27 protein-coding genes are annotated in these 24,873 nt (G+C 42.1%); 14 read left to right on the top strand and 13 right to left on the bottom strand.

Annotated features, from left to right (window positions below; genetic code table 11):
- Positions 1 to 18: 18 nt before the first annotated feature.
- The 3 genes from ACNURT_RS12750 (at position 19) to ACNURT_RS12740 (ending at position 3,230) form a co-directional block, all read left to right on the top strand.
- Positions 19 to 927, top strand: a complete 909-nt coding sequence (locus ACNURT_RS12750) for an ABC transporter ATP-binding protein (protein WP_419702071.1) — start codon at positions 19 to 21, stop codon at positions 925 to 927.
- Between the two features lie 3 nt (positions 928 to 930).
- Positions 931 to 2,181: an ABC transporter permease gene (locus ACNURT_RS12745; protein WP_419702070.1), complete on the top strand. Its 1,251-nt coding sequence runs from the start codon at positions 931 to 933 to the stop codon at positions 2,179 to 2,181.
- 122 nt (positions 2,182 to 2,303) lie between these two features.
- Entirely contained in the window at positions 2,304 to 3,230 is a 927-nt protein-coding gene (locus tag ACNURT_RS12740) for an exopolyphosphatase (protein WP_419702069.1), read from the top strand.
- Here ACNURT_RS12740 and ACNURT_RS12735 read toward each other — a convergent pair.
- The 4 genes from ACNURT_RS12735 to ACNURT_RS12720 all read right to left on the bottom strand — a co-directional run bounded on the left by ACNURT_RS12735 (position 3,227) and on the right by ACNURT_RS12720 (position 6,466).
- Positions 3,227 to 3,943: a carboxypeptidase-like regulatory domain-containing protein gene (locus ACNURT_RS12735; protein WP_419702068.1), complete on the bottom strand. Its 717-nt coding sequence runs from the start codon at positions 3,941 to 3,943 to the stop codon at positions 3,227 to 3,229. The two genes, ACNURT_RS12740 and ACNURT_RS12735, sit on opposite strands and share 4 nt — an antisense overlap.
- Before the next feature lie 69 nt (positions 3,944 to 4,012).
- Positions 4,013 to 4,327 (bottom strand): hypothetical protein, encoded by a 315-nt coding sequence (locus tag ACNURT_RS12730; protein ID WP_419702067.1) that lies wholly within the window; start codon positions 4,325 to 4,327, stop codon positions 4,013 to 4,015.
- The gene (locus ACNURT_RS12725) at positions 4,324 to 5,721 is read right to left on the bottom strand and encodes a radical SAM protein (RefSeq protein WP_419702066.1); all 1,398 of its coding nucleotides are present in this window, start codon (positions 5,719 to 5,721) and stop codon (positions 4,324 to 4,326) included. The genes ACNURT_RS12730 and ACNURT_RS12725 overlap by 4 nt, the downstream gene beginning before the upstream one ends.
- Positions 5,714 to 6,466: a prolipoprotein diacylglyceryl transferase gene (locus ACNURT_RS12720; RefSeq protein WP_419702065.1), complete on the bottom strand. Its 753-nt coding sequence runs from the start codon at positions 6,464 to 6,466 to the stop codon at positions 5,714 to 5,716. Before ACNURT_RS12720 ends, ACNURT_RS12725 begins: the two co-directional genes overlap by 8 nt.
- A gap of 275 nt (positions 6,467 to 6,741) precedes the next feature.
- Between ACNURT_RS12720 and ACNURT_RS12715 the strand changes: the two genes are divergently transcribed.
- The 6 genes from ACNURT_RS12715 (at position 6,742) to ACNURT_RS12690 (ending at position 13,511) form a co-directional block, all read left to right on the top strand.
- Complete coding sequence (locus ACNURT_RS12715) at positions 6,742 to 7,104, top strand: endonuclease domain-containing protein (RefSeq protein WP_419702064.1); 363 nt, start codon at positions 6,742 to 6,744, stop codon at positions 7,102 to 7,104.
- Positions 7,105 to 7,596: 492 nt separating this feature from the next.
- Positions 7,597 to 9,585, top strand: coding sequence for a M1 family metallopeptidase (locus ACNURT_RS12710; RefSeq protein WP_419702063.1), 1,989 nt, complete (start codon positions 7,597 to 7,599; stop codon positions 9,583 to 9,585).
- A gap of 621 nt (positions 9,586 to 10,206) precedes the next feature.
- Positions 10,207 to 11,331, top strand: a complete 1,125-nt coding sequence (gene mqnC, locus ACNURT_RS12705) for a cyclic dehypoxanthinyl futalosine synthase (protein ID WP_419702062.1) — start codon at positions 10,207 to 10,209, stop codon at positions 11,329 to 11,331.
- 95 nt (positions 11,332 to 11,426) lie between these two features.
- Positions 11,427 to 11,978 carry an SMC-Scp complex subunit ScpB gene (gene scpB / locus ACNURT_RS12700; RefSeq protein ID WP_419702061.1) on the top strand — a complete coding sequence of 184 codons (552 nt, stop codon included), beginning with the start codon at positions 11,427 to 11,429 and terminating at the stop codon, positions 11,976 to 11,978.
- Between the two features lie 129 nt (positions 11,979 to 12,107).
- Positions 12,108 to 12,308, top strand: coding sequence for a hypothetical protein (locus ACNURT_RS12695; RefSeq protein WP_370999184.1), 201 nt, complete (start codon positions 12,108 to 12,110; stop codon positions 12,306 to 12,308).
- 84 nt (positions 12,309 to 12,392) lie between these two features.
- A complete protein-coding gene (locus ACNURT_RS12690; protein ID WP_419702060.1) occupies positions 12,393 to 13,511 on the top strand; it encodes a GNAT family N-acetyltransferase in 1,119 nt (372 codons plus the stop codon).
- Between the two features lie 29 nt (positions 13,512 to 13,540).
- Here the strand turns inward: ACNURT_RS12690 and ACNURT_RS12685 are convergent, their stop codons facing one another.
- Entirely contained in the window at positions 13,541 to 13,882 is a 342-nt protein-coding gene (locus ACNURT_RS12685; RefSeq protein WP_076378169.1) for a helix-turn-helix domain-containing protein, read from the bottom strand.
- 307 nt (positions 13,883 to 14,189) lie between these two features.
- On the opposite strand from ACNURT_RS12685, the gene ACNURT_RS12680 reads away from it, so the two are divergent.
- Together ACNURT_RS12680 and ACNURT_RS12675 are read left to right on the top strand one after the other, a co-directional pair.
- Positions 14,190 to 14,597: an Rrf2 family transcriptional regulator gene (locus ACNURT_RS12680; protein WP_370999186.1), complete on the top strand. Its 408-nt coding sequence runs from the start codon at positions 14,190 to 14,192 to the stop codon at positions 14,595 to 14,597.
- 56 nt (positions 14,598 to 14,653) lie between these two features.
- Positions 14,654 to 15,307: an NAD(P)-dependent oxidoreductase gene (locus tag ACNURT_RS12675; RefSeq protein WP_419702059.1), complete on the top strand. Its 654-nt coding sequence runs from the start codon at positions 14,654 to 14,656 to the stop codon at positions 15,305 to 15,307.
- Positions 15,308 to 15,462: 155 nt separating this feature from the next.
- On the opposite strand, the gene prmA is transcribed toward ACNURT_RS12675, so the two are convergent.
- From prmA to mce, 6 genes are all read right to left on the bottom strand, one after another.
- Positions 15,463 to 16,299 carry a 50S ribosomal protein L11 methyltransferase gene (prmA, locus tag ACNURT_RS12670; RefSeq protein WP_419702058.1) on the bottom strand — a complete coding sequence of 279 codons (837 nt, stop codon included), beginning with the start codon at positions 16,297 to 16,299 and terminating at the stop codon, positions 15,463 to 15,465.
- Between the two features lie 32 nt (positions 16,300 to 16,331).
- Positions 16,332 to 16,805: a hypothetical protein gene (locus tag ACNURT_RS12665; protein WP_419702057.1), complete on the bottom strand. Its 474-nt coding sequence runs from the start codon at positions 16,803 to 16,805 to the stop codon at positions 16,332 to 16,334.
- A gap of 119 nt (positions 16,806 to 16,924) precedes the next feature.
- Positions 16,925 to 17,689 (bottom strand): triose-phosphate isomerase, encoded by a 765-nt coding sequence (gene tpiA / locus ACNURT_RS12660; protein ID WP_419702056.1) that lies wholly within the window; start codon positions 17,687 to 17,689, stop codon positions 16,925 to 16,927.
- Between the two features lie 81 nt (positions 17,690 to 17,770).
- Positions 17,771 to 18,955 carry a putative sugar nucleotidyl transferase gene (locus ACNURT_RS12655; protein WP_419702055.1) on the bottom strand — a complete coding sequence of 395 codons (1,185 nt, stop codon included), beginning with the start codon at positions 18,953 to 18,955 and terminating at the stop codon, positions 17,771 to 17,773.
- A 65-nt stretch (positions 18,956 to 19,020) separates the two neighbouring features.
- Positions 19,021 to 19,269, bottom strand: a complete 249-nt coding sequence (locus ACNURT_RS12650) for a type B 50S ribosomal protein L31 (protein WP_166087813.1) — start codon at positions 19,267 to 19,269, stop codon at positions 19,021 to 19,023.
- A 166-nt stretch (positions 19,270 to 19,435) separates the two neighbouring features.
- Positions 19,436 to 19,834 (bottom strand): methylmalonyl-CoA epimerase, encoded by a 399-nt coding sequence (gene mce / locus ACNURT_RS12645; protein ID WP_419702054.1) that lies wholly within the window; start codon positions 19,832 to 19,834, stop codon positions 19,436 to 19,438.
- 105 nt (positions 19,835 to 19,939) lie between these two features.
- Between mce and ACNURT_RS12640 the strand changes: the two genes are divergently transcribed.
- From ACNURT_RS12640 to ACNURT_RS12630, 3 genes are all read left to right on the top strand, one after another.
- Positions 19,940 to 21,151, top strand: coding sequence for an IscS subfamily cysteine desulfurase (locus ACNURT_RS12640; RefSeq protein ID WP_419702053.1), 1,212 nt, complete (start codon positions 19,940 to 19,942; stop codon positions 21,149 to 21,151).
- A 113-nt stretch (positions 21,152 to 21,264) separates the two neighbouring features.
- Positions 21,265 to 21,678, top strand: coding sequence for a Fe-S cluster assembly scaffold IscU (gene iscU / locus ACNURT_RS12635; RefSeq protein ID WP_076378185.1), 414 nt, complete (start codon positions 21,265 to 21,267; stop codon positions 21,676 to 21,678).
- 86 nt (positions 21,679 to 21,764) lie between these two features.
- Complete coding sequence (locus tag ACNURT_RS12630; RefSeq protein ID WP_419702052.1) at positions 21,765 to 22,091, top strand: HesB/IscA family protein; 327 nt, start codon at positions 21,765 to 21,767, stop codon at positions 22,089 to 22,091.
- Positions 22,092 to 22,297: 206 nt separating this feature from the next.
- Here ACNURT_RS12630 and ACNURT_RS12625 read toward each other — a convergent pair whose 3' ends face one another.
- Positions 22,298 to 23,131, bottom strand: a complete 834-nt coding sequence (locus ACNURT_RS12625; RefSeq protein WP_419702051.1) for a nuclear transport factor 2 family protein — start codon at positions 23,129 to 23,131, stop codon at positions 22,298 to 22,300.
- Between the two features lie 315 nt (positions 23,132 to 23,446).
- Entirely contained in the window at positions 23,447 to 24,871 is a 1,425-nt protein-coding gene (locus ACNURT_RS12620; protein WP_419702050.1) for an ATP-dependent DNA helicase, read from the bottom strand.
- Positions 24,872 to 24,873: the final 2 nt, after the last annotated feature.

The following is a 24,873-nucleotide window of genomic DNA, read 5'->3' as shown; positions in this document are numbered from 1 at the left end:
ACATCATAAACCAATTAAATGTTAAGCATACGCCATATTGTTAAACAGTACGCCGGCCACCGGGCCCTGGACGATGTAAGTCTGGAAGTGGAAAGCGGACAAATCTTCGGGCTTTTAGGGCCTAATGGTGCGGGTAAAACTTCCCTCATCCGCATTGTGAACCAGATCACGGCACCCGATTCGGGCGAAATTTATTTCGACGGACAAAAGCTCAATCAATCACACATCGAGCGCATCGGTTACCTGCCCGAAGAACGCGGCTTGTACAAAAAAATGGAGATCGGCGAGCAGATGATCTACCTGGCCCGATTGAAAGGACTAAGTCGCGATGAAGCCAATAAACGCCTTAAATTCTGGTTCAAAAAACTGGATATGGAGAGCTGGTGGAAAAAGAAGATAGAAGAACTATCCAAAGGGATGCAGCAAAAAGCCCAATTTGTGGCTACCGTACTGCATGAGCCCGACCTGATCATCCTGGACGAACCTTTCAGCGGCTTCGACCCGGTAAATGCCGAAGTGATCAAGGATGAGATCCTGGAGCTTAACAGAAAAGGAGCTACCATCCTGTTCTCTACCCACCGCATGGAATCGGTCGAGGAGCTTTGCGATTCGATAGCGCTGATCCATAAATCGCACAAAATACTGGATGGCAAGGTTAAACACATCCGCAACTCCTACCGCAATGATGTTTACCTGGTGGAATATTCAGGCGATCCGTTAAACTTTAACGGTGTACAACCTTTTGACCAGATCGGTGAAACCATCAGCGATGACGACAGGCATACCATCAGGATTAAACTCCATGATGGCCGCAGCTCCAATGATGTACTGCAATACCTCATCCCCCAAACCCGCATTAATATGCTGCAGGAAGTAATACCCAGCATGAACGAGATATTTATTGAAAAAGTAAACCAGAACCAATAAGCCATGAACAAAGTTTTACTCATTATACAGCGTGAATACCTTACCCGGGTAAGGAAAAAATCATTCATCGTTATGATATTTGTTGTGCCATTGCTTATTCTGGGCATGGGTGGTCTTATTACACTGGTTGCCAAAAACAGCGACAAACTATCCGGGGAACAAGTGGTTAACGTAATTGACGATAGCGGCCTTTTTGCCGCAAAACTCCAAAGCACCAAAAATATCAGGTTTAAACCCGGCGGCCAATCGCTGGAGGATTTAAAACTGGCTACCAAAAGCGATGAAAATCTGTTGATACTATCTATCCCTGCAGATTATGCAAAAAAGGATAACGTAAAAGTATTCTCCAAAAAGAAACCATCCCTGCTTATTACCGATGAAATAGCCCGGCAAATGAATGATATTGCGGTGAACAACGGCATGCTCCAGCATCATATTGATACGGCAGTATTGCACTCCATAAAAAGCAATATCAACGTAAATGGTGTCGAAATTACGGATACCGGCGCTAAAGATGCCAATGTAGGTACTAATATGGGGATAGGTGTGGCCTGTGCTATATTGATATATCTCTCATTGTTTATATATGGAGCCCAGGTAATGCGCGGGGTTATCGAAGAAAAAACAAGCCGTATTATTGAAGTTATCATTTCATCGGTTAAGCCATTCCAGCTAATGCTGGGTAAAATAATTGGCGTTGGGTTGGTGGGCTTAACGCAATTTGCGGCATGGATAATTTTATCCGTTATATCCTCAAAAATAGCAGGTCACGCCTTTAACTCACCTCAAAGCCCAATTGCAAGCGCCATGGCTATATTGCAAACCATCCCTTTTGGGTACATACTGGGCTGCTTCCTGTTTTATTTTTTGAGCGGATATTTACTATACAGTGCCCTATTTGCAGCAGTAGGTTCGGCGGTGGACAGCGAAACAGAAACACAGCAGTTCATGTTCCCCATCACTTTACCCCTACTTTTCACTTATTTACTTTCTGTAACCGTATTATTCCGGTCGCCCGATAGCACGCTGGCAGTATGGCTTTCCATGATTCCTTTTACATCACCGGTGGCCATGATGATACGAATACCTTTTGGTGTACCAGGCTGGCAATTAGCCTTATCCATGAGCTTAATGGTGCTAGGCTTCCTGTTCACCACTTACGTAGCCGCCCGCATATACCGGGTTGGCGTATTGATGTACGGTAAAAAAGTAAGCTTTAAAGAACTGGGCAAATGGTTTTTTTATAAAGAGTAAAGAGAGTCGGAAAGTCTGCGTAAGTCCGAAAGACAGAAAGCTTGAAAACAAAATGCTTTTTAAATACTTTCGGACTTACGCGGACTTCCTAACTTACGCGGACTTTCCTTATTTTTAGCCCCATGAGTAAACGCGTTGCCGTAATGGATTTGGGTACCAATACTTTTCATCTGCTGATTGCCGAGGGTACCATACACAACTATCAGGAAATTGCACACTACCAGGAGCCTGTAAAACTGGGCGAAGGCGGCATTAACAAAGGTTATATTTTACCCGAGGCATTTGCCCGGGGCATAAAAACCATGCAGCAATTTCAGGAGCAGATCAGCAGCAACCAGGTACAGCAAGTACGCGCCCTGGCTACGTCGGCATTACGCAGCGCGTCAAACGGGAAGGATTTTATTGACGAAGTAAAAGCAAAAACAGGCATCAGCATCGAGATCATCAACGGCGAGCAGGAAGCCGGCTTTATTTATGATGGCGTAAAGATCAGCGGTTGCTTATCGGCTAAAAATTCACTCATTATGGATATTGGCGGTGGCAGTGTGGAATTTATCCTGGGCAATGCCGATCATATTATCTGGAAACAAAGTTTTGAAATCGGCGCGGCGCGATTGATGGATCTTTTCCATCGGACCGACCCTATCCCACCGGCCTCTATCGAAGCCCTGGATGTTTACCTGCAAGATAACCTCACCGATCTGTTTGCAGCAGTCGACGGTCATGAACTGGATACCCTGATCGGCTCCTCTGGTGTATTTGAATCCTTCGCCGCAATCATCGAAACAGAAAAAGGCCATTCCTTTGATCTCAAAACCACCCCAACCTATAACTTTGATCATGAAGAACTCCTGATCGAAACCAATAAAATTGTGCAATCAACCCACCTGCAAAGAGCCGCCAATAAAAATATTATCCCCGTACGGGTAGATATGATCGTGGTGGCCTCACTTATTACCCGGTTCATTATACACAAACTGGCTATTCAAAAAGTATTGATGTGCACCAACTCCCTGAAAGAGGGCGTTTTGGCCGGGATGCTGGGTTAAAAAATGTGTTTTATTTTATTCCAGGTCCTCTTGGTGAACGATGGGCGTTTATATACTACTACATCCCCTAACAAGTACTGCCGCATCATAATATCACATGTTTGAGCTATAGGTGTATTAACTACTATTTCTTGTGAACTATAGCCGACAAAGCTAATATTTAATATATCTCCCAATTTAGCTCCATTTAAAACAAACCGGCCATCGGCATTGGTTACTGTACTCCTGTTTGATCCCTTGATCTTCACCATTACAGCAGGCAACGGCTCATGATTTTCATCTGTAATTTGTCCGCTCACCTTCACCTGTTTACTGGTGTCAGGTGCGGCTACTTTGCCCAATAATATCTTGTCATAAGGCACTGGCTTAGTCTGTTGGATAACCACCTGTGAGGGTTTGGTTTGCGCCACAGCTTTATAAAGCATGGTTTGACTTAATAACCCAATGGCCATTACCCATCTTCGCCAGCTGTTCGGCTGTAGATTTTCTATATCAAGCCGATTATTAAGGCTGCTTAGTTGCTCCCTGTCAAACCTGCCACAAACATCATGGGTTGTTGACAAGTAAGCGATGATCTCTTGATTGCTCATTACCGTAAAATCGGTTACTGTTTTGCAACATTGCTGGCAGTGCCGTCCCTGTTCAACGGGTGTCATTTGCTGCCATGATGCGTGGCAGGCTTCGGGAATGCTGATGTTTTGGATTGGTGTCATGGTATTTATCTTTTATACCATGATGCCATTAATCATCGCATTCCATAAAAGAAATTATTTTTTATGCCTTTAACCTATACTTCCCAAACCTACGCAAGTTGAAAAACCAACAACCAGCACCAATATACCAGATAGCAACCAAGCCCAGCTTTTGTTGATAATAGCCGCAATGATACAAACAAACACATGCACAACTATGATAAACGCGTCGAAAATAAGACCAACTTCATTCCCCCCAAGCCTGCATAATAGTGTATATATAATCAAGGCCAATATATTGTAGCCCACTATTTTCATATTGACATTCTGGCTTTCAGGCTGTTCTGACGGCGGATTGCTCCCTCCTGCAGCCAAATCTTTATCTATATTATCGTCTTCCATCATATTGCCATTTCGTTTCTTAATTGTTCCAGATATTCCCGTTTATCATCGCGGTAAAAAATATTCATGGTTTCAAAGGGAATGATCTGCATATCCTTATTCACGATATGTACACATGATTTTTTGATAGCGCGCACATCAAAGTTCTGTGCGTCGATAAACTGCATAATGATCACCCTGAACAAATTATCATAGCTCAAACTCGGCGCGTCAATCTCCGGCAGGCAGCATAACAACGAATGCAGATGCTCCTTCGCCTTATCCACCGAATTTCCCGTACTGAACATATTGAGCAAATGCCCTTTCAAACGTTCGTCCTGTTCGTAAACGATGGTGTTTTTGGAGTTATCCAGCAAATCATCCGGGTTGATCATCCGGGTTAGTGGTATTACTTCACCGCCCAGTTTCAACGCGTAGCCCATCACCAGCGCATCGGGATTGCAGGGCACCGGGATCAGGTCGTTATGGTTAAATACCTTGGTTTGCTCCAATATGGCGCTGCGGACTTCGGTCAGGGTATAACGATCGGTTTTTTCATTAAAGTTCTCCAGACGGCCTGCCTGCTGCGTAGGCTGAAACGTTACGCCGCGTACACACGGTTGTAGCAGGGCGTATTCTATAATTTTACCTATCTCATCGGTATTCAATCCTTTTTGCAGGGTTACTACCAGCGTGGTCGATAGGTTATACTTGTTCAGATGTTCCAATGCTTTAAGCCTTACCTCGCGCAGGTCTTCCCCCCGCAATTGCTTCAGGGCTTCTTTTTTGAACGAATCAAATTGCAGGTAAATTTCAAAATCGGGCATATAGGTAGCCAGGCGTTTTACAAACTGCTCATCTTTAGCTATGCGAATGCCATTGGTGTTCACCATCAGGTGTTTGATAGGTTTGGTTTTGGCAATATCCAGGATCTCAAAAAACTGCGGGTGCACGGTAGGTTCGCCGCCGCTTATCTGCACCACATCGGGGTTGCCTTCGTTGGTCACCACTACATCCAACATCTGCTCAATTTCTTGCAGCGTGCGGTGCCGGCCATAACTTGGAGACGACATGGCATAGCACGTAGGACAGCTTAAATTACACCTATCGGTAACTTCCACCACGGTAAGGCAGGAATGCTGCTCATGATCCTGGCACAAACCACAATCGTACGGACAGCCATAATGGGTTTTGGTATTAAATTTCAGCGGCATTTCACTGCGCTTGGCGTAGTTGCGGCAATTTTTATAATAGGCTATATCAGTAGCTATCAATACTTTTTCGAAGCCATGCCGACGGCAGTTTTTAAGCATGTATACTTTATCATCCTCAAAAACTATCTTGGCATCAACCCTGCGCAAACAGGTGGAGCAAATGCTCTGTGTAAAATCATAATAAATATACGGGCGTTCAGGCATGGTTTTTCAGGAGTTTGACTGGATACAGAAATACTTTATAATAATACAAAATCCCCCCGATACAAACCAACTGAATTACCGATAAACCAAAGCTAAAGAAATAGTCGGGCTTAATAAACTCAACCAGCAGCCTGAATAACAGGTAGCTCGCCATAAACAGTTTAAAACGGGCGCCATCGGCAAAGGGATGTTTCTTTTCAATCATCTGCAAAACAATCCAAAGCAGCAGCCAAAAAACAATCTCGTATAAATTGGTAGGATGCCTGCGGATACCATCGCCAAAGTTGATGGCCCAGGGCAGATTGGAGGCGATGCCATAGGTGCCATCTTCTAACCCGGCAAGGAAACAGCCGGTACGCCCGATGATCATGGCCAGTATAAGCGGGTAAACCATCATATCGCCAGATGATACGGTTACACCTATCCGTTTTTTGGTCAGCTCAACCCCGATCAATCCACCCAGCATACCACCTACAATGGTTTTATTACCCATAAAATAGATTAACCCAAAGTGCGACAATAACGTGGGGTTCTCCAATACACCCACCACATGCGAGCCAATAAAAGCCCCGAAAGCCGCACCTATAAATATCAGCAGCCGGTTATGGTCACTGATCTGGTCGACCGTGTGGCGGCGTAGATACACATAATACCGGTAACCCACAAAATAGCTCAGGGTTTCGCACACAAAATGTACGGGAATGGACGATGAATGACCTATGGGAATGTTGACAGGGAAATGCAAGATGTGTAAATGTTATAGCAAGAGCAATGTACCAATTCATGGTATCATTTTAAAATGCTCGTAGGTTTTATTGTCCGGAATAGACTCACCCCGGCATCGCTGCGCTTGCCGACCCTCTCTACACCTGCGGTGCAAAGAGGGTAAAGACCTTTTTATTCTTTTATATTTTCTTTGTATTTTTCCCCAACCCTCTTTGCGACGAAGTCGTAGAGAGGGTGACCGAGCGCAGCGATGGTCGGGTGAGTCTTTTCTGAAACTATTTTTTAACTTTAAAAATGCCATCCATAATCGATCTTTGCCGCGAATTAAGACGACGTGAAACCGAAGCAGAGAAGCTATTATGGCAACATCTCAGGAATAGAAAATTGTGCGAAAGGAAGTTTTTCCGCCAGCATCCTCTTTTGATACAATCAATCTTAGGCAGAAACTTATATTATATTCCAGATTTTTATTGTGCAGAAGCAAAATTAGTAATCGAAGCCGATGGCCCGGTTCATCTGTATAAAAAAGATTATGATAAAAACAGGGACGAAGTGATGACCACATTGGGATTACGCATTCTAAGATTTGAAAATAAGATGGTATTAAATAATATTGATGGGGTTTTAAATTCTATAAAAGAAGTCTTATTGTCCTGAAAAGACTCACCCCGGCATCGCTTCGCTCGCCGACCCTCTCTACACCTTCGGTGCAAAGAGGGTAAAGACCTTTTTATTCTCATATATTTTCTTAACTTTTCTTCCTAAACCCTCTTTATGGCAAAGCCATAGAGAGGGTGACCGAGCGAAGCGATGGTCGGGTGAGTCTATTCATGAACTTTTTTTCCAAAAACCCTCTTTGCGACGAAAGCCATAGAGAGGGTGACCGAGCGAAGTGATGGTCGGGTGAGTCTATTCATGAACTTTTTTTCCAAAAACCCTCTTTGCGACGAAGTCGTAGAGAGGGTGACCAAGCGCAGCGATGGTCGGGTGAGTCTCCTCATGAACTTTTTTTCCAAAAACCCTCTTTGCGACGAAGTCGTAGAGAGGGTGACCGAGCGAAGCGATGGTCGGGTGAGTCTTCTGCACCATTTTAAAACTCTCCCCATTTTTACCGCTATCCTTTGTATATTGTGGCCTTAAAATCCCTACATGAAATTAAAATTTACCGGCTTTGCCTTGTTGGCCCTATTTGCCGTTTCGGCACAGGCGCAGCAACGAAAGATCAACCCTAACGATACCACCTCCAACTACAATCCTGCCGAAGCATTTTCACCGCAGTTTTATACCGATAAGGGTAATGATTTTCATTCGGCCAATGGCAATCCGGGGCCGCGGTACTGGCAAAACCGGGCAAATTATACCTTAAACGTAAAACTGGATACCGCAGCCAAAACCATTGGCGGTACCGAAACTATCGATTATATTAATAACAGTCCGGATGCGCTGCCTTTCCTGTGGCTGCAACTGGATCAAAACACCTATAAAAAAGATGCACGCTCCAATTTCGTGACTGGTTTTGCGCCCAAACCGGCCGATCATACCGATGGCTATCAAATTGAATCGGTTGCTGTTGAAGAAGGCGGTATAAGCAAAGAAGTAAAATATGTGATCACTGACACGCGTATGCAGATCCGCCTGCCCAAAGCGGTCTCAGCTAAAGGGAATATCCGCCTCAAAATTAAATACCATTATACTATTCCCGGCGCTTTTGGCGGTCGTACCGATTATACCGATACCAAAAACGGCAAGATCTTTGAAATTGCCCAATGGTTCCCGCGTATGTGCGTGTATGATGATAGTCGCGGCTGGGATACCTTGCCATTTTTGGGCAGCGGCGAGTTTTACCTGGATTATGGCGATATCGACTATAGCGTAAACGTACCCTGGGACATGATCGTGGCCGGATCGGGCGAGTTACAGAACCCAAGGGAAGTATTGACTGCCAAACAATTAGCGCGACTGGAAACTGCCCGTAACAGCGATAAAACCATTATGATCCGCGATCTGGCCGAAGTGAACGATCCGGCAAGTCGCCCGGTACAAAAAGGCACGCTTACCTGGCATTTTAAAATGCTCAACACCCGCGATGTGGCCTTTGGCGCATCCAAAGCTTTTATCTGGGATGCCGCGCGTGTGAACTTGCCCGAAGGCAAAAAATCGCTGGCTATGAGCGTTTACCCGGCCGAAAGCTATGGTAACGATGCCTGGGGCCGTGCAACCGAATACCTCAAAAAATCAATCGAATATTTTTCAGAGAAATGGTTTGTTTATCCATATCCCGTTGCTGTTAACGAGGCTGGTATTGCCGGTGGCATGGAATACCCAGGCATTGTGTTTGACGGTATTACCGATAAGGGTGCTGTATTGTATTGGGTAACCGCACATGAGATCGGCCATAACTGGTTCCCGATGATCGTAGGATCTGACGAGCGCCGCTTTGGCTGGATGGACGAAGGTTTGAACACATTTATTGACATCTATGCTTCTGACGCTTTTAACAAAGGCGAATTTGCCCCTAAACGCGACAGCGAGTATGCCGAAAAAGGCGGTAACCCTGCCGATGAGATCATTCCATTTATCACTGCCCCGGGATCACCAAGTATCATGACTGCGGCTGATGGCCTTGCCGAAAAATACCGTCACCCTCTCACCTATTTTAAACCAGCTTTCGGTCTGGTTTTGCTGCGCGAGCAGATCCTGGGTAAAGATAAGTTTGATTACGCTTTCCGCAATTACATCCATCAATGGGCCTATAAGCACCCGCAACCTGATGATTTTTTCCGCTCGATGGAAAACGGAGCCGGCGAAGATCTGAGCTGGTTTTGGAAAGGCTGGTTCTACAACAACTGGACACTGGATCTAGCCCTGATTGATGCCAAACAAGTTAATAACAAGGATGAAAAAGGTGTGACCATCACAGTAGTAAACAAAGAAAAACTACCGATGCCTTTCACCATCGAAGTAAAATACAAAGACGGCAGCAAAAAACGCACCTACCTGCCGGTAGAAACCTGGCTGCAAAACAAACAGATCACCCTTACCCTACCTGGCACCCAGGAAGCCGAAAGCGTAACTGTTGATCCGGATAATGCACTGCCTGATTTGAACAGGAGCAATAATATGTTGAAGGTGAGGTAAACCTCACCCAACCCTCTCCTTTGAAGAGGGCTTTAAAAGACTTCGGGTTACGGGAATGGATAAAACTCACACGCGTCATTGCGAGGTACGAAGCAATCCCTAACTTTACAGAGCCGCTTTGCTAATCGGGGATTGCTTCGTACCTCGCAATGACGGGTTGAGAAAAAATGCGCAGGCGGGGTGAGTGGTCGGTCTCATCACTGTAACCCCAAAATTCCAAAATTTTCCGTATATTGTATCAAACAACAGCCCGGCTCTCCAATCCAAGAGAGCCGGGCTGTTTGGTTAAGGATAAAAAGGCAACAAAAACAGGCCATTTGGCATTCAGGTATTTGACAATCAAAAGTTAATACTTCTTAAAGTTTTAAAAACACGTCAAAACAGCGTTCAGACTTGTTAAAAAGCGTTAAAATCGATGCTTTTGAATGAATTTTGAGCAGTTTTCAGGTCGTTTTTGAATCGAAAAATGTTAAAATCTGGGGTTTAAAAAGGTTTCTTTTGAGGAAATTTTCTTAGCCGATTCAGAATCCTTAAAATAAGTTTCAAAAAGCAACCTCATTAATTTGTCAATCTTACAATCCACATGAAACTATTCATCATCTAAAGTTTTATCTTTGTTAAATGAACACAGCCGATCTGTTGCAACGCGCTTTGCGGTTTGATTTTTTAACCCAGGACGAAGGGGTTTATCTATATAACAATGCCTCTACTGCCGATTTGATGTACACTGCCAACGAACTGCGTAAAAAGCAGGTTCCGCATGGCAAGGTTACCTGGCAGATAGACCGTAACGTGAACACGACCAATGTTTGTATAGCCAATTGCAAGTTCTGTAACTTTTTCCGCAGGCCTGGCCATGAGGATAGCTATATTACTGATATTGAGACTTATAAAAAGAAGATCGAGGAAACTTTCCGCTATGGTGGCGATCAATTACTGCTCCAGGGAGGCCATCACCCCGATTTGGGTCTTCAGTTTTACACCGACTTGTTCAGGGAGTTGAAACAGTTATATCCTAAGCTAAAACTGCACTCCTTAGGTCCGCCGGAGATAGCACACGTAGCCAAACTGGAAGGTATGGCCCATATTGATGTACTGAGAGCGATGAAAGAAGCTGGCCTGGATTCATTACCAGGTGCCGGCGCCGAGATTCTGAATGACCGTGTTCGCCGACTGATATCAAAAGGTAAATGCGGTGGTAAAGAGTGGCTCGATGTAATGCGCGCGGCACACCAACTTAACCTGCCTACATCCGCTACCATGATGTTTGGGCATATTGAAACTATCGGGGAGCGCTTTGAACACCTGGTTTGGATCCGCGAAGTACAAGCCGAAAAACCGGAAGGTGCCCATGGCTTTGTAGCCTTTATCCCCTGGCCTTTCCAGGACGATGGCACCCTGTTACGTAAAGTACGGGGTATTACCAACAACGTAACCGGCGACGAATATATCCGCATGATAGCGCTAAGCCGTATCATGTTGCCCAATATCAAAAACATACAGGCATCATGGCTCACCGTAGGTAAACAGGTAGCACAGATCTGTTTACATGCCGGTGCTAATGACTTTGGATCTATCATGATCGAAGAAAATGTGGTATCCGCAGCCGGGGCACCACATAGGTTTACTGCCAAAGGCATTCAAGACTCTATCAAAGAAGCTGGTTTTGAGCCACAACTGCGTACACAGAAATACGACTGGCGCGATATCCCCGCCGAAATTGAAGAACAGGTTATAAACTATTAGAGTGAGTGGTGAATAGGAAGTGGTGAGTGAAAATGGAGAGTTATCTAACCATTCACAGCTCACTATTCACCACTCACCACTCACCACTCACAAAAATGGAGCATCATATAGAGGCATTAATTTTCGCGTCGGAACAGGGTATTCGCATGGAGGAGATCATGTATTGCCTGCAAGCTGCCTTTGAACGCGATTTCACTGCCGACGAGGTCAATGAAAGTTTAACTGCTATCAAAAACAAATATAGTAATGATAGCCTGGCTATTGAGTTGGTTAAAATTAACAATGGATACCAGTTTCTGACCAAAAAACAGTATCACCCGGTTATCAATTTATTACAGCTGCAGCGCTCTAAAAAAAGGCTTAGTCAGGCGGCTTTAGAAACACTGGCTATTATTGCTTATAAGCAGCCGGTAACCAAAACTGATGTTGAACAGATACGCGGTGTAAATTGCGATTATTCGATACAAAAATTACTGGAAAAAGAACTGATAGCCATAACCGGGAAGTCTGAAAGTGTTGGAAAACCCATTCTATATGGCACCAGCAGCATGTTTATGGATTATTTCGGCATAAATAGCATAGATGAATTACCTCAAATTAAGGATTTTACAACGAACACAGCATCCATAGGCGAACAAACAGAATAATTTTAAAAGATATTTTTAATAAAAATGATTTTAATTATTTTTACTACTGAATTAGCCGCCAGAAGTAAAAAAACAACCTAGGCCGATTTAAATTATATTGATAAAGTTTTACTAAAAAAATCCGTTACAATGGGAACGCCAAAAAAACCGAGCACTAAAAAGATCGACAACTCAGAAGACGAAAATGATGACGACGATGATCTATCGCTTACTCCGAAAAAGAAAAAAGTGGTTGATGAGGATGAGGACGATTATGATCAACCCTTAGATGATGATTTGGGCAGAGCAGGGTATGAGTCTTTTGACGATGATGATGACGACGACTTTTAATTTTTAAGATACACATATTTTACAAAAGCATTCAGTGGTATGCCCTGAATGCTTTTTTTATATTTGGCCGTGAGCAACATCCCTATGACCATTACAGAAGTAAAAGACACCACCACCCAAAAAGCATTTTTAAACGTAGCCCGTGTTATTTATAAAGATGATAAAACCTGGGTTTGTCCGCTTGATAATGATATTGAAGCCGTATTTGATCCAACAAAAAACAACTTTCACCAGGATGGAAAATGCACACGCTGGATACTCACCGATAATAATAACCGGTTAATTGGTCGCGTTGCGGCATTTATTAATAACAAAAAGGCCTATCATTATGAACAGCCAACAGGCGGCATGGGCTTTTTTGAATGTATTAATAACCAGGACGCCGCCTTTTTACTGTTTGATACCGCTAAAAAGTGGCTGCAGGATAACGGCATGCAAGCCATGGACGGCCCTATCAATTTTGGTGAAAATGATAATTTTTGGGGACTGTTGGTTGAAGGCTTTACTCATCCCTCCTATGGGATGAATTATAATCCCCCCTATTATCGGGCTTTTTTTGAGGCTTACGGTTTTAAAACACTTTACGAACAGATAACCAATCATTTAGATGTGCACAAGCCATTTTCAGAGAGGTTTACAAAAATTGCCAATTGGGTGATCAAGAAACCGGGATATGATTTCCGGCATTTCAGGGTAAAGGAAATGGAAAAGTTTGCTGCCGATTTCATAGAAATATACAATGACGCCTGGCAAGATTTCGAAAACTTTGTCCCCATTACGCATGCGACTATAGCCGAAAGTTTTGAGAAAATGAAACCATTGATGGATGAAAAACTGATATGGTTTGCTTATATAGATGATGAACCTGCATCATTTATCATCATTTTGCCAGACGCTAATCAGATGCTCAAACCGCTTAACGGAAAATTAAATTTAATAGGCAAACTTAAATTTTTGTATTACCGCTGGAAGGGCGTATCCCGCATGCGAGCCATTGTTATGGGTACCAAACAAAAGTTTCAGAAGCATGGTTTGGAGTCAGCCATATTTATCAAATTAAAGGAATATGTTTTGCCTTTAAAGCAATATGACGAATTGGAATTATCGTGGGTTGGTGATTTTAATGAGAAAATGATTGCCATACACAGTGCAGTTGGGGCTACATTTGGCAAAAAGCATTTAACAATGCGTTACATTTTTTAACTAAGCCCGGCATTACACCGGGCCTTAAATTATGCAGTAGCTTTTGAGTGTCTTAATTCTTCAAAAAGTTCGATCACCTTTTTTTGCAGGTCAATAACTTCTGTTTCCCGATCCATTAACCGCTTGTTAACGGTTTCAAGTTCATTTACAAATTTTTGATCCTGTTCGGCATCGTTAAACGTAAGAAGCTGAACTACAGACATTTCGAACAAAGTTGCAATTTGCTCAAGCCTCGATAAATTGATGTCGGTTATTCCAGTTTCAATCTTCGAAAAGGCTGGAATAGAGATATCCAAACGTTTTGCAACATCTTCCTGGCTCCACCCTTTTTGATGACGTAACAGTCTGATTTTTTTCCCAAGTGTTTTCATGTAAGTTTAATAATAGTAATAGTTAGGTTTCGCGAAAGTTAATTACTTTACAATAGTATTTATTATTACGCTAATTATCAACTAATTTGCACTTTTTTTTATTTAAAAGTGAAACTTTTTTAAACATTCTTCGTTTAACGTTTTTTTACTGGGCAAAGTGTATTCTTAACAATCATTAAATCAGCACATTAATTCTTAATTAAGTTATTATTCATCATTGAAAAGTAATTTAATGTTAAAATAATCAAAATTTACCTGGTTATAAAATATATATTTTACTTTTGTACTGTAACTTTTTTAATTACAGATGAACGGGCAATTTCAGATAGCTATTCACATTCTCACTCTGCTTGAACAGGCCAATGGCGAGCTTTTATCGTCTGAATATATTGCTGGCAGCATCAACATTAATCCGGCATTGGTACGTAAAGAGATACGCAACCTGCGCAATTATGGATTGATTAACAGTAAAGAAGGAAAAACAGGCGGTTATAGCCTGGGTAAAGCTCCGGATAACATTGCCTTGGCTGATGTATATAAGGCTGTAAAAAGCCATCCAGCACTTGGACAGGCCAAAAATCTACCCAATCCTGCCTGCGCTATTGGCAGGCAGATCAACCAGCATCTGGATGCTTTAGCCACAGAAGTAGACACGGCTATCATCGGTAAATTAACAAAAATCACCCTGGCGGATTTTAGTCAAAAATTTAAATAATTTTTTTTAAACAAAACTGTAACAAATTTAATTACAATATAAAAAACAAATTCATTATGAAATTAGCACTGATAGGCGCCACAGGTAACGTAGGACAAACCATTTTAAACGAAGCACTATTACGAGGTTATGAAGTAACAGCCATTGCCCGCGATCCAAAAAAATTGGATATAACCAATGATAAACTAACATTGAAAGCTGTTGATGTATTCAACATTGATGGCCTGGCTGATGTGCTTAAAGGTCACGACGCGGTAGTAAGCGCTTACAATTCAGGATGGGCGAACCCTAACATTTATGATGACTTTATTGCTGGTTCTAAAGCTATTCAGCAGGCAGTAAAACAAGCAGGTGTTAAGCGCTTATTGGTTATTGGCGGTGCCGGAAGCTTGGAAATTACGCCTGGTGTTCAATTGGTTGACTCTCCAAACTTTCCGGCAGCCTACAAGCCTGGTGCTTCGGCCGCCCGTGATTATTTGAATATTCTTCGTAAGGAAGAAGATTTAGATTGGACATTTTTAAGTCCAGCTATAAACATGCACCCCGACGCGCATGGCGAACCGTTAAGAAAATTCCGCTTAGGTACCGATCAGCCGGTATTTAATGAAAAAGGAGAAAACAATATTCTTATTGAAGACCTGGCTGTGGCTGTTATTGATGAACTGGAAAACAACCAATTTATAAAACGCAGGTTTACTTTAGGTTATTAAGATTTAATATCCTTTCCTCAACCCGTCATTGCGAGGTACGAAGCAATCTCTACACAGGCAGATCAACGAGTGCTTTTCTATTCGCCCTGTATAGCATAGAGATTGCTTCGTACCTCGCAATGACGGATTGATTATCAACATGACATGCCCTTACCCTACTTTACAAATTTAGCAGCTACCCAGTCATTCGTTTTTTTGTGCGAGATATATTTTAAACCATATTTTCGCGCCTCATCGGTAATGATTTCCAGATCAGGAGATTCATAGAAACCGCTGAAATAAATCTCTCCTCCGGGCTTTAATGCCGTGGCATAGCGCTCTATTTGATCAAGCAGGATATTGCGGTTAATATTAGCCAGAATAGTATCATACTGTTCATCCGGGATCACCTCTTTTGAGCCGCATAGCGGAATGATATTGGTTATATGATTGAGGGCCGAGTTTTCAATCGTGCTGTCATAGCATACCGGGTCATAATCAATCGCGGTAACTTCTGCGGCGTTTAATTTAGCAGCCATAATGGCGAGGATACCTGTGCCGCAACCCATATCCAACACTTTTTTACCTGAAAAATCATTTTCTAATATGAATTCCAGCATCATGGATGTGGTTTGGTGATGACCTGTGCCAAAAGCCATTTTCGGATCGATCACGATCTCATATGGAAACTCAGGTTTGGCCGGGTGAAATGTTGCACGCACATAAATCTTATTCCCTATCTCAATGGGTTCAAAATTACTTTCCCATACTTCGTTCCAGTTTTTTTGTGGTATAAAGTTTATCTCATAGCTAAAAGTGAACATGTCCTGATATGGCAGCAGATGCTCTTTTAGTTGTTGTTCATCAAAATCATCTGTAGGGATATATGCCTTAAAGCCAAATTCAACCTCTTCAAAAGTATCAAAACCTATCTCGCCCAAAGCATTGATCAGCAAGTCCTGCTGGTAATCTTCGGTGGTTATGGTAGTAAAAAGTAGTTCGTAATAATTCATTTATTATTAATAAGTCATTATGTAGCCTATTCCTATGCCGAAACCTCCACTTCTGCAGACGCCGGTGGCTTAACAAACCTGCGCCGGTCGATCAAAAACAGGATAACAAAGGTAAAAACCCAGTAAAAAAACTGAATTTCGGACATGTACCACCAAAAGCTGTAAAATGGCGTCGTCCCTTCGGTTTGATCCCATATGATATAACTGATGCCCCCTGCGAAAGCTATGCAAACCGCCGCAATACAGCCCCCTATAATCAAACGGGCTTTAAAGCTTTTTACAGCATAATTATCCCATAATGGCACCACAATAAGGTATTGGGTTAAAATACCAACCGCAAGCAGCAGGGGCCAGAATAGATGAAAGTAAGCCATTAAACTGTATAAGTTACCCTCGCCTATCTCAATCAGCTTCATGGGATGGGTGGGCATATTGTACTCCACCACGGCCCAATAAATGCCGAAATCAATTAAAATGGGTAAAATAACTTTTAACAGCTTTCTCATTTAGATTTGAGTATTGAGATATGAGATTTGAGATCATTTCTATCTAACATCAGATATTTGTTTCTGTTTCAGATGAGACAATACAGTCTCAATACTCATATCTCACATCTCAAATCTAATTAATTGAATACTTTTACAATGTCCACAAAATCGCGCGATTTAAGGGAAGCGCCGCCTATTAAACCACCATCAATATCAGGTTGAGCAAACAACTCAGGTGCGTTTTTAGGGGTGCAGCTGCCTCCATATAAAATAGTGGTATTATCAGCTACTTCCTGGTTGTATTTAGCAGCAATCTCTTTCCGGATAAACGCATGTATTTCCTGTGCCTGCTCTGATGACGCAGTTACACCTGTACCAATAGCCCAAACCGGCTCGTAAGCGATAACTAACTTTGAAAAGTGCGCCGCATCCAGGTGAAATACGCCTTCAGCAAGCTGGCTTTTGATCACATCAAAATGCTTGTTAGCTTCGCGTTCCTGTAAAGTTTCGCCGATACAGAATATAGGGCGAAGATCATTTGCCAGTACCGTATCTGTTTTTTTTGCAAGCAGTTCATTGCTTTCACCAAAATACTGGCGACGCTCTGAGTGACCAAGGATCACATAAGCAGCGCCTATTGATTTGATCATTTTGGCAGATGTTTCGCCGGTATATGCCCCTGATTCTGCCTGATGTGCATTCTGAGCTCCTAACGAAACTTTAGTATATCCTTTTGCCAATTGTACCAGGCTATGCAGGTGGATAAACGGACTGCAGATAACCGCTTCCTGTGTACCGGTAGCTTCATCTTTTATCATGTTGATGATTTCAGAAAATACGCCTAAACCTTCGTTATAGTCAAGATTCATTTTCCAGTTACCGGCAACAATTTTTTTTCTCATGATGGTGTTTTTTATGATTGTTTTTATTGAGTTGATAAATTATTGAAAGACGCAAATATTCGTCTTTACAGATATATCCGCTTAAAATTTCCTGTATTCTTCGGTTAATTCAAATATTCGCTTTAACAGATCTTTCTCCATTTGGTTAAACTGGCGATGCTCCCGGCGTTCAAAAACCTTCTGAGCAGTTTCGAGCATTTTGTTGAGCTCGTAAACCTCAAGACCTGCCGCTCCGCCCCAGGAAAAGTCGGGGATAAAATTATGCGGAAAACCCGCGCCAAAAACATTGACCCCTACCCCTACTACGCTTCCGGTATTGAACATAGTATTGATACCGCATTTAGCATGATCGGCCATGATTAAACCACAAAATTGCAGACCTGTTTTACGGAAGCCCTTCGTAGTATAATCCCACAACTTAACTTCTGCATAATTATTTTTCAGGTTGGAGTTATTGGAATCGGCTCCAATATTACACCACTCGCCCAATACCGAGTTGCCGAGGTAACCCTCATGTCCTTTAGACGAATACCCCCATATCACCGCGTTGTTTATCTCACCTCCTACACGCGAATATGGCCCAACCGTTGTAGCACCGTAGATCTTTGTGCCCATTTTCACCTGTGAATGTTCGCAAATAGCAAAAGCGCCGCGAATGTGGGTACCCTCCCAAACTTCGGTATTGTTTGATAAATATATAGGGCCATTAGTGGTATTGAATGTTGAGCATTCGGCAACTGCACCTTCTTCGGCAAAAAAATCGTTACCAATAATAACGTTTGTGGCGCTTATGGTTGTGCTGGTACGGCCTTTGGTAAGTAATTGAAAATCCTTACGCAGTTCGATGTCATTTTTGCGGAAAATATCCTCGGGATAGCGAATAGCAACAAAAAGGCTTGGGTAATTAACAATACTGTCAAATTTAGCTTCCGGATCAAAACTACCTGCATTGGTTTGATTTAGTTTTACCGCCAGTAATTGATCATTATATTTAAGCGCTTCACCCGTTTGTAATTTATCAATAGCTTCCAGCAGGCTCTCATCCGGGCAAACAGCTCCGTTTATAAATAAATTATTGGCGCCGATCTTAGCTGGATACTTTGCTTGTAAATAATCAGCGGTATGAAAAGAATGATCTGTATTTAGATGCTTTGCCCATTTCTCGGCTATGGTTAATATACCTATCCGCAGATCGGCCACTGGCCGGGTATAAGTAAGGGGCAGTAGCGTTTGGCGTGCGTTATCGTCAAAAAGGATAATAGACATGGAGCAAAAATAAAAAAGTCGCCCGATGTATCGGGCGACTTTCAAATATTTAATTCAACAAGTAATTATTTCTTGTTGTAACGTGAGCGGAATTTATCGATACGTCCTGCAGTATCAACCAGTTTCATTTTACCGGTATAGAAAGGGTGAGATGTATGCGAAATTTCTAATTTCACTAATGGATACTCATTACCGTCTTCCCATTTTACGGATTCACGGGTATCGATGCAAGATTTAGTTATGAAAGAATAGTCGTTTGACATGTCTTTGAATACAACTAATCTATAGTTTGATGGATGCAGATCTTTTTTCATTATATATAAACTTATACCTTCTGTACTTTTTAAAAGAGGCGCAAATATAATCAAAAATTCAAAATTAAAAAGTCAATTTAAAAACATTTATTTGTTTCGGGGTTCGGGGCCCGAGTTGCGTGTATTGAAGTTAAATCCTCCAGCAATACGAACCTCGCAACACCCCCTAAATACTCTGGCACAATTCTACCAGTACCCCGCCAGCGCTTTTTGGATGTACAAAACATACCAGTTTGTTATCGGCACCGGGTTTGGGTTTATCGCTTAAGAGCACAAAGCCTTCATTTTTCAGCCTTACCATTTCGGCCTCAATATCATCAACCTCAAAAGCGATGTGATGTATCCCTTCGCCCTTTTTTGCTATAAATTTAGCTATCGGGCTATCGGCGTTTATAGCTTGCAACAGTTCTATCTTATTAGGACCTGTTTTCAAAAAAGCGGTCTCCACCCCTTCCTGTTCCACCAATTCAGTTTTATAAATGCCTGTATTTAGCAACTTTTCATATATATCTCCCGCTATTTTAATATCACTTACCGCAATACCGATATGTTCAACTTTGTTCATGTCCAAATATTGTAAATTAATAGTCAGGATTAATAATTTGCCGTTTGTTTTGAATGAATTTAAATAAAAACTTGCGTATCTTTGTTCTGTTAATATACTTAAGATATGAATATCCCAATTTATTTAGATAATAATGCGACAACTCCGATGGATCCGCGGGTCCTGGAAGCTATGTTACCTTATTTTAACGAAAAATTCGGTAATGCGGCAAGCCGTAACCATGCTTTTGGCTGGGTGGCTGAAGAGGCTGTTGATTATGCACGTGAGCAGGTAGCCAAATTAATTGGCGCATCTGATAAGGAGATCATTTTCACTTCGGGCGCTACTGAATCAGATAACCTTGCAATTAAAGGCGTATTTGAAATGTATAAAGATAAAGGTAACCACATTATCACTGCTGTTACAGAACATAAAGCTGTGCTTGATGCCTGTAAACACGTAGAAAAATTGGGAGGAAAGGTTACCTATCTGCCTGTAAAAGAAGATGGATTGATTGATCTGGCTGAACTGGAAAAAAATATGACACCAGAAACCATCCTGGTATCGATCATGTACGGTAATAACGAGATAGGCGTAATTCAACCGGTTAAAGAAATTGCTGCTATTGCACACAAACATGGCGCACTGTTTATGACAGATGCTACCCAGGCTGTTGGTAAAATACCTGTTGATGTTAATGCTGATGGTATTGATTTACTGGCTTTATCGGCACACAAAATATACGGTCCTAAAGGTGTTGGCGCTTTATACGTACGCCGTAAAGGCCCGCGTGTTAAAGTTACCGCTCAAATGGACGGCGGAGGCCATGAACGTGGTATGCGTTCAGGCACCTTGAACGTTCCTGGTATTGTTGGTTTAGGTAAAGCCTGTGAGCTTTGCGCCCTGGAAATGGAAAGCGAAGCAAAACGTCTTTCAGCTTTACGCGACAAACTGCAATCAGCGTTAACCGTACTGGAAGAAAGCTATGTAAACGGTAACATTGAACACCGCTTGCCACATGTAGCTAACATTTCATTTAAATATGTAGAAGGTGAAGGCTTAATGATGGCTATGAAAGATCTTGCTGTATCATCCGGATCCGCCTGTACATCAGCTTCACTGGAACCATCATATGTACTGAAAAGCTTAGGTTTATCAGATGATCTGGCACACTCGTCTATCCGTTTTGGTTTAGGCAGGTTCACTACCGAAGAAGAAGTTGATTACGCCGTTGAAGTAACCAAAAAAGCGGTTACCCACCTGCGTGAACTATCACCGCTTTGGGAAATGTTTAAAGAAGGCATCGACCTTAACTCTATTGAGTGGGCAGAACATTAATAAAATATGCAGATGTGCAGATTCCAAATGTGCAGATGCTTTAAAAGATAAAATATTACGAGTTCAGATTATTTAATAATTCATTAACTCACTAATTAAATAATTAAAAGAAAATGGCATATTCAGATAAAGTAATCGATCACTATACTAATCCCCGCAATGTGGGCACTTTGGATAAAAGCAGCCACAAAGTAGGTACCGGCTTAGTAGGTGCACCTGAGTGCGGCGACGTAATGCGCCTGCAAATACAGGTAGATGATAACAATGTTATTACCGATGCAAAATTTAAAACTTTCGGATGCGGTTCGGCTATCGCTTCTTCATCATTAGCCACAGAGTGGTTAAAAGGTAAAAGCATCGACGACGCGATGAAAATTGACAACATGGATATCGTTGAAGAGTTGGCTCTGCCACCTGTTAAAATCCACTGTTCAGTATTAGCAGAAGATGCTATCAAAGCTGCGATCAATGATTTCCGTGTAAAAAACGGCTTAGCGCCAATTGAAAGCGAAAAAGTACATCATTAATTATTGGTGAGTGGAGAGCAGCGAACGGTGAATGGTTAAGAGTCACTGGAACTACTCACAACTCACTAATCACTATTCACTATAATATGGTAACTGTAACTGATAAAGCAAAAAGCAAAATAGAACACCTGATGCAGGATTCAGGGCTTGATGCCTCTTATTTCCTGCGTGTATCTGTTCAGGGTGGTGGCTGCTCAGGTTTATCTTATAATCTTGATTTTGATAACGAAGAGAAAAAAGGCGACCAGTTTTTTGAAGATAAAGGTGTTCGTTTCGCACTTGACATGAAGTCATTCCTGTACCTTGCCGGTACCGAACTTGATTTTTCTGATGGTTTGAACGGAAAGGGCTTTGCATTCAATAATCCTAACGCCAGCCGTACTTGTGGTTGCGGCGAAAGCTTCTCTGTTTAAAAATTACTATAAATGATATTAAAAGAGGCTCCAAATTGGAGCCTCTTTTGTTTTTATGGTTAGCTTTATATTCATAATTAATATGTCATTGCGATCTGCCGAATGGCGGAGTGGCAATCGCATACTTTACAGAGAAGCATGCATTATTCGCGATTGCTTCGTCGTTCCTTCTCGCAATAACATGTTTCTGGGTTTAGACGCATTCATCAAAACATAGCAGCTGGTTCTACCCCACCCGGAATAGCTTGCTCCACGCTCCAGTGTTCAGCTATCTTGTTTTGTGCTATTCTGAATATCTCATAAAGGGCAAATGCCTTATCTCCTCTTTTAAATTCTGATTGAACTACCGCAAAATTACCTTCGCCAATAGTACGATGTATTTCGATTTCCCGGTTGATATCATCACTTAAATAAACATCAAGGCTTTTGCCGCTATGAATTACCGCGGGATTATGTTCGATATAATCTGACTTTATAAAATTAGCAGCAGCGTCTTTATTCATAATTGCTTTGTAAAACCGGTCAACGATCCCTTTACTTTTAATAGCCGAGGCATTTTGATCTATCTCATTACTTCCGTTAGTAGCAGTGATGGTCATACCGGTTTGATCAGGCATTTGTTGTATGGCGTCCCAATGTTCGGCCAACAGGCCATCTTTTAATTTAAACAGATCGATTACTGCCATTCGTTTGCCCATGAATTCAATATCCAGGTGCGTAACCACCAGATCACCTTCCTGTATGGCCCTGATGATGGGTGATTTTGCATCCACCGGCGGTGGCGGCAAGGTTTTCAAATAGTTGATCATTTCGGTAATACCGGCCCTCCCCTGTTTAACGGTGGGATTATGCTGAATATAATCCTCACGCACAAACTCAGGAATCAGTTCAGCCCGGCGTTGACCAACAATTAATTTATAAAATGAAAGTACTTTTTGTTTATTGGTTAAGGTATCCATAACTGTATTTGCTTTGGCAGGCAAGCTGCTGCACAATAAAATGCAGAAAATAGCTATTGCCTGTAGTTTGGTGATTTCCATTACTGGTAATAAAAAATGATGTAAAATTTAGTTCGTGCGAAACACCGACACTAATAGTTCAGTGCTTTAATAACCTGTTTAACAGGCCGGATTTTTGGCAATCCTTGTTTGATATGTGGTAAAAGTAATTATGCTTTAAAGATAGGAATATTTTCGATATAGAAATGAAATGGGCACTATTCAGATGTTAGCAATTCTTTTGCTTAATTCGGTTAATATAAAATCTATGATAATTTACAAATTAATAAATTGACTATCAATTAATTAATAAGATACAAACCATAAAAAGTTTAAACCATGTAAACCCACTTTCACCTACTCCTCTGCCGGGGCAGCATAAAACCGGCCGTCAAAATTAACCAGGAAAAGCTCGGTGGTAGCGCGGGTTACAGCGGTATAAAACCAGCGCAGAAAATCCATATTGATCATTTCGTCTGTTACGTAGCCCTGATCTACAAATACTGCATCCCACTGCCCGCCCTGGGCCTTGTGGCAGGTAATGGCATAGGCAAATTTAATCTGTAATGCATTGTAGTATGGGTTTTGCTTTAATTCGTTATGCATCGCACGTTTATTCGCCATTCCCTCATAATCTTTCATCACTTCCTCATAAAACCGTTTCTGGTCGGCCTGTGATAAGGCAGGTGAATCGGCATACAAGGTATCCAGTAATATTTTACAATCCAGCACCGGGTCTTCGGCATAGTCAATGAATTCTATTTGTACATCGGCAAACCTGAAGCCGTACATATCTTCTATACGGCGCACCTTTCTGATGCGGGCAATATCGCCATTGGCGATAAAATTGGTGCTGCTTTCGTCCTGTTCCTGCAGCCAGAAATAGTTATTCTTCACCACCATGATCTGGTCGCCCCCGGTAAGTTCCTCTTCCCGGTACAGAATGCGATTCCTGATTTGACCATTGTAGAGGTTGGCGTTTTTGTTGGATCGGCAGATGATTAGCGTACGATCATAACCATATTTCCGGTAAGCATATTCAAGGCCCTCGGACAGTCGCTCACCTGTCATCCTGAATACATCTTTATATCCTTTGGTAATTACCTTGGGTGTGCTTATTTCTTTAGCTCTGATTATATCACGGATCCGGGTAGCATTATACAGGATCCCTGAATCTTTTCCCTGCCGCAGCACATCTGTCAATTCGTAGCTAAACACGGTTAATCCAAATTTATCTTTCATCAAACCGGCATCGAGCGCGGGGCTATTTTCAGAGCCTACAGGCGGTAATTGGGCGGTATCACCCACTAATATCAACTTACAATTTTTATCATTATACGCGTATCTTAAAAGGTCGTACAACAGCGATGTACGGTTTAAACCACCTGGTTCATCCGATATCATGGATGCCTCATCTACAATAAACAGTGTATCGCTGGCCAGGTTATCTGCGATGGCAAAGCCATCATCTAAAGTTAATGCCGATTTTTTCCGGTAAATACGCTTATGTATGGTAAATGCCTTGCGACCCGAATAATTAGTGATCACTTTAGCCGCACGACCGGTTGGCGCTAATAAAACCGCTTTATACTTATACTCTCGCAATGCCTTTACCAGTGCGCCTAATACCGTGGTTTTACCCGTACCAGCGTATCCTTTTAGTATAAAACATTCATCCCCATCACCGCTTAGCAAAAATTCATGTAAACGATTAAACAACTCCAGTTGCTGCCCGGTAGGTTGATGCGGAAAGGCCTTACGTATATGATCAAATTCAGTCACTT

The organism is Mucilaginibacter sp. NFX135 (assembly GCF_048565145.1).
Classification (GTDB): domain Bacteria; phylum Bacteroidota; class Bacteroidia; order Sphingobacteriales; family Sphingobacteriaceae; genus Mucilaginibacter.
The sequence above is the reverse complement of the archived record's forward strand: the minus strand, read 5'-3'. Positions and strand labels throughout refer to the sequence as shown.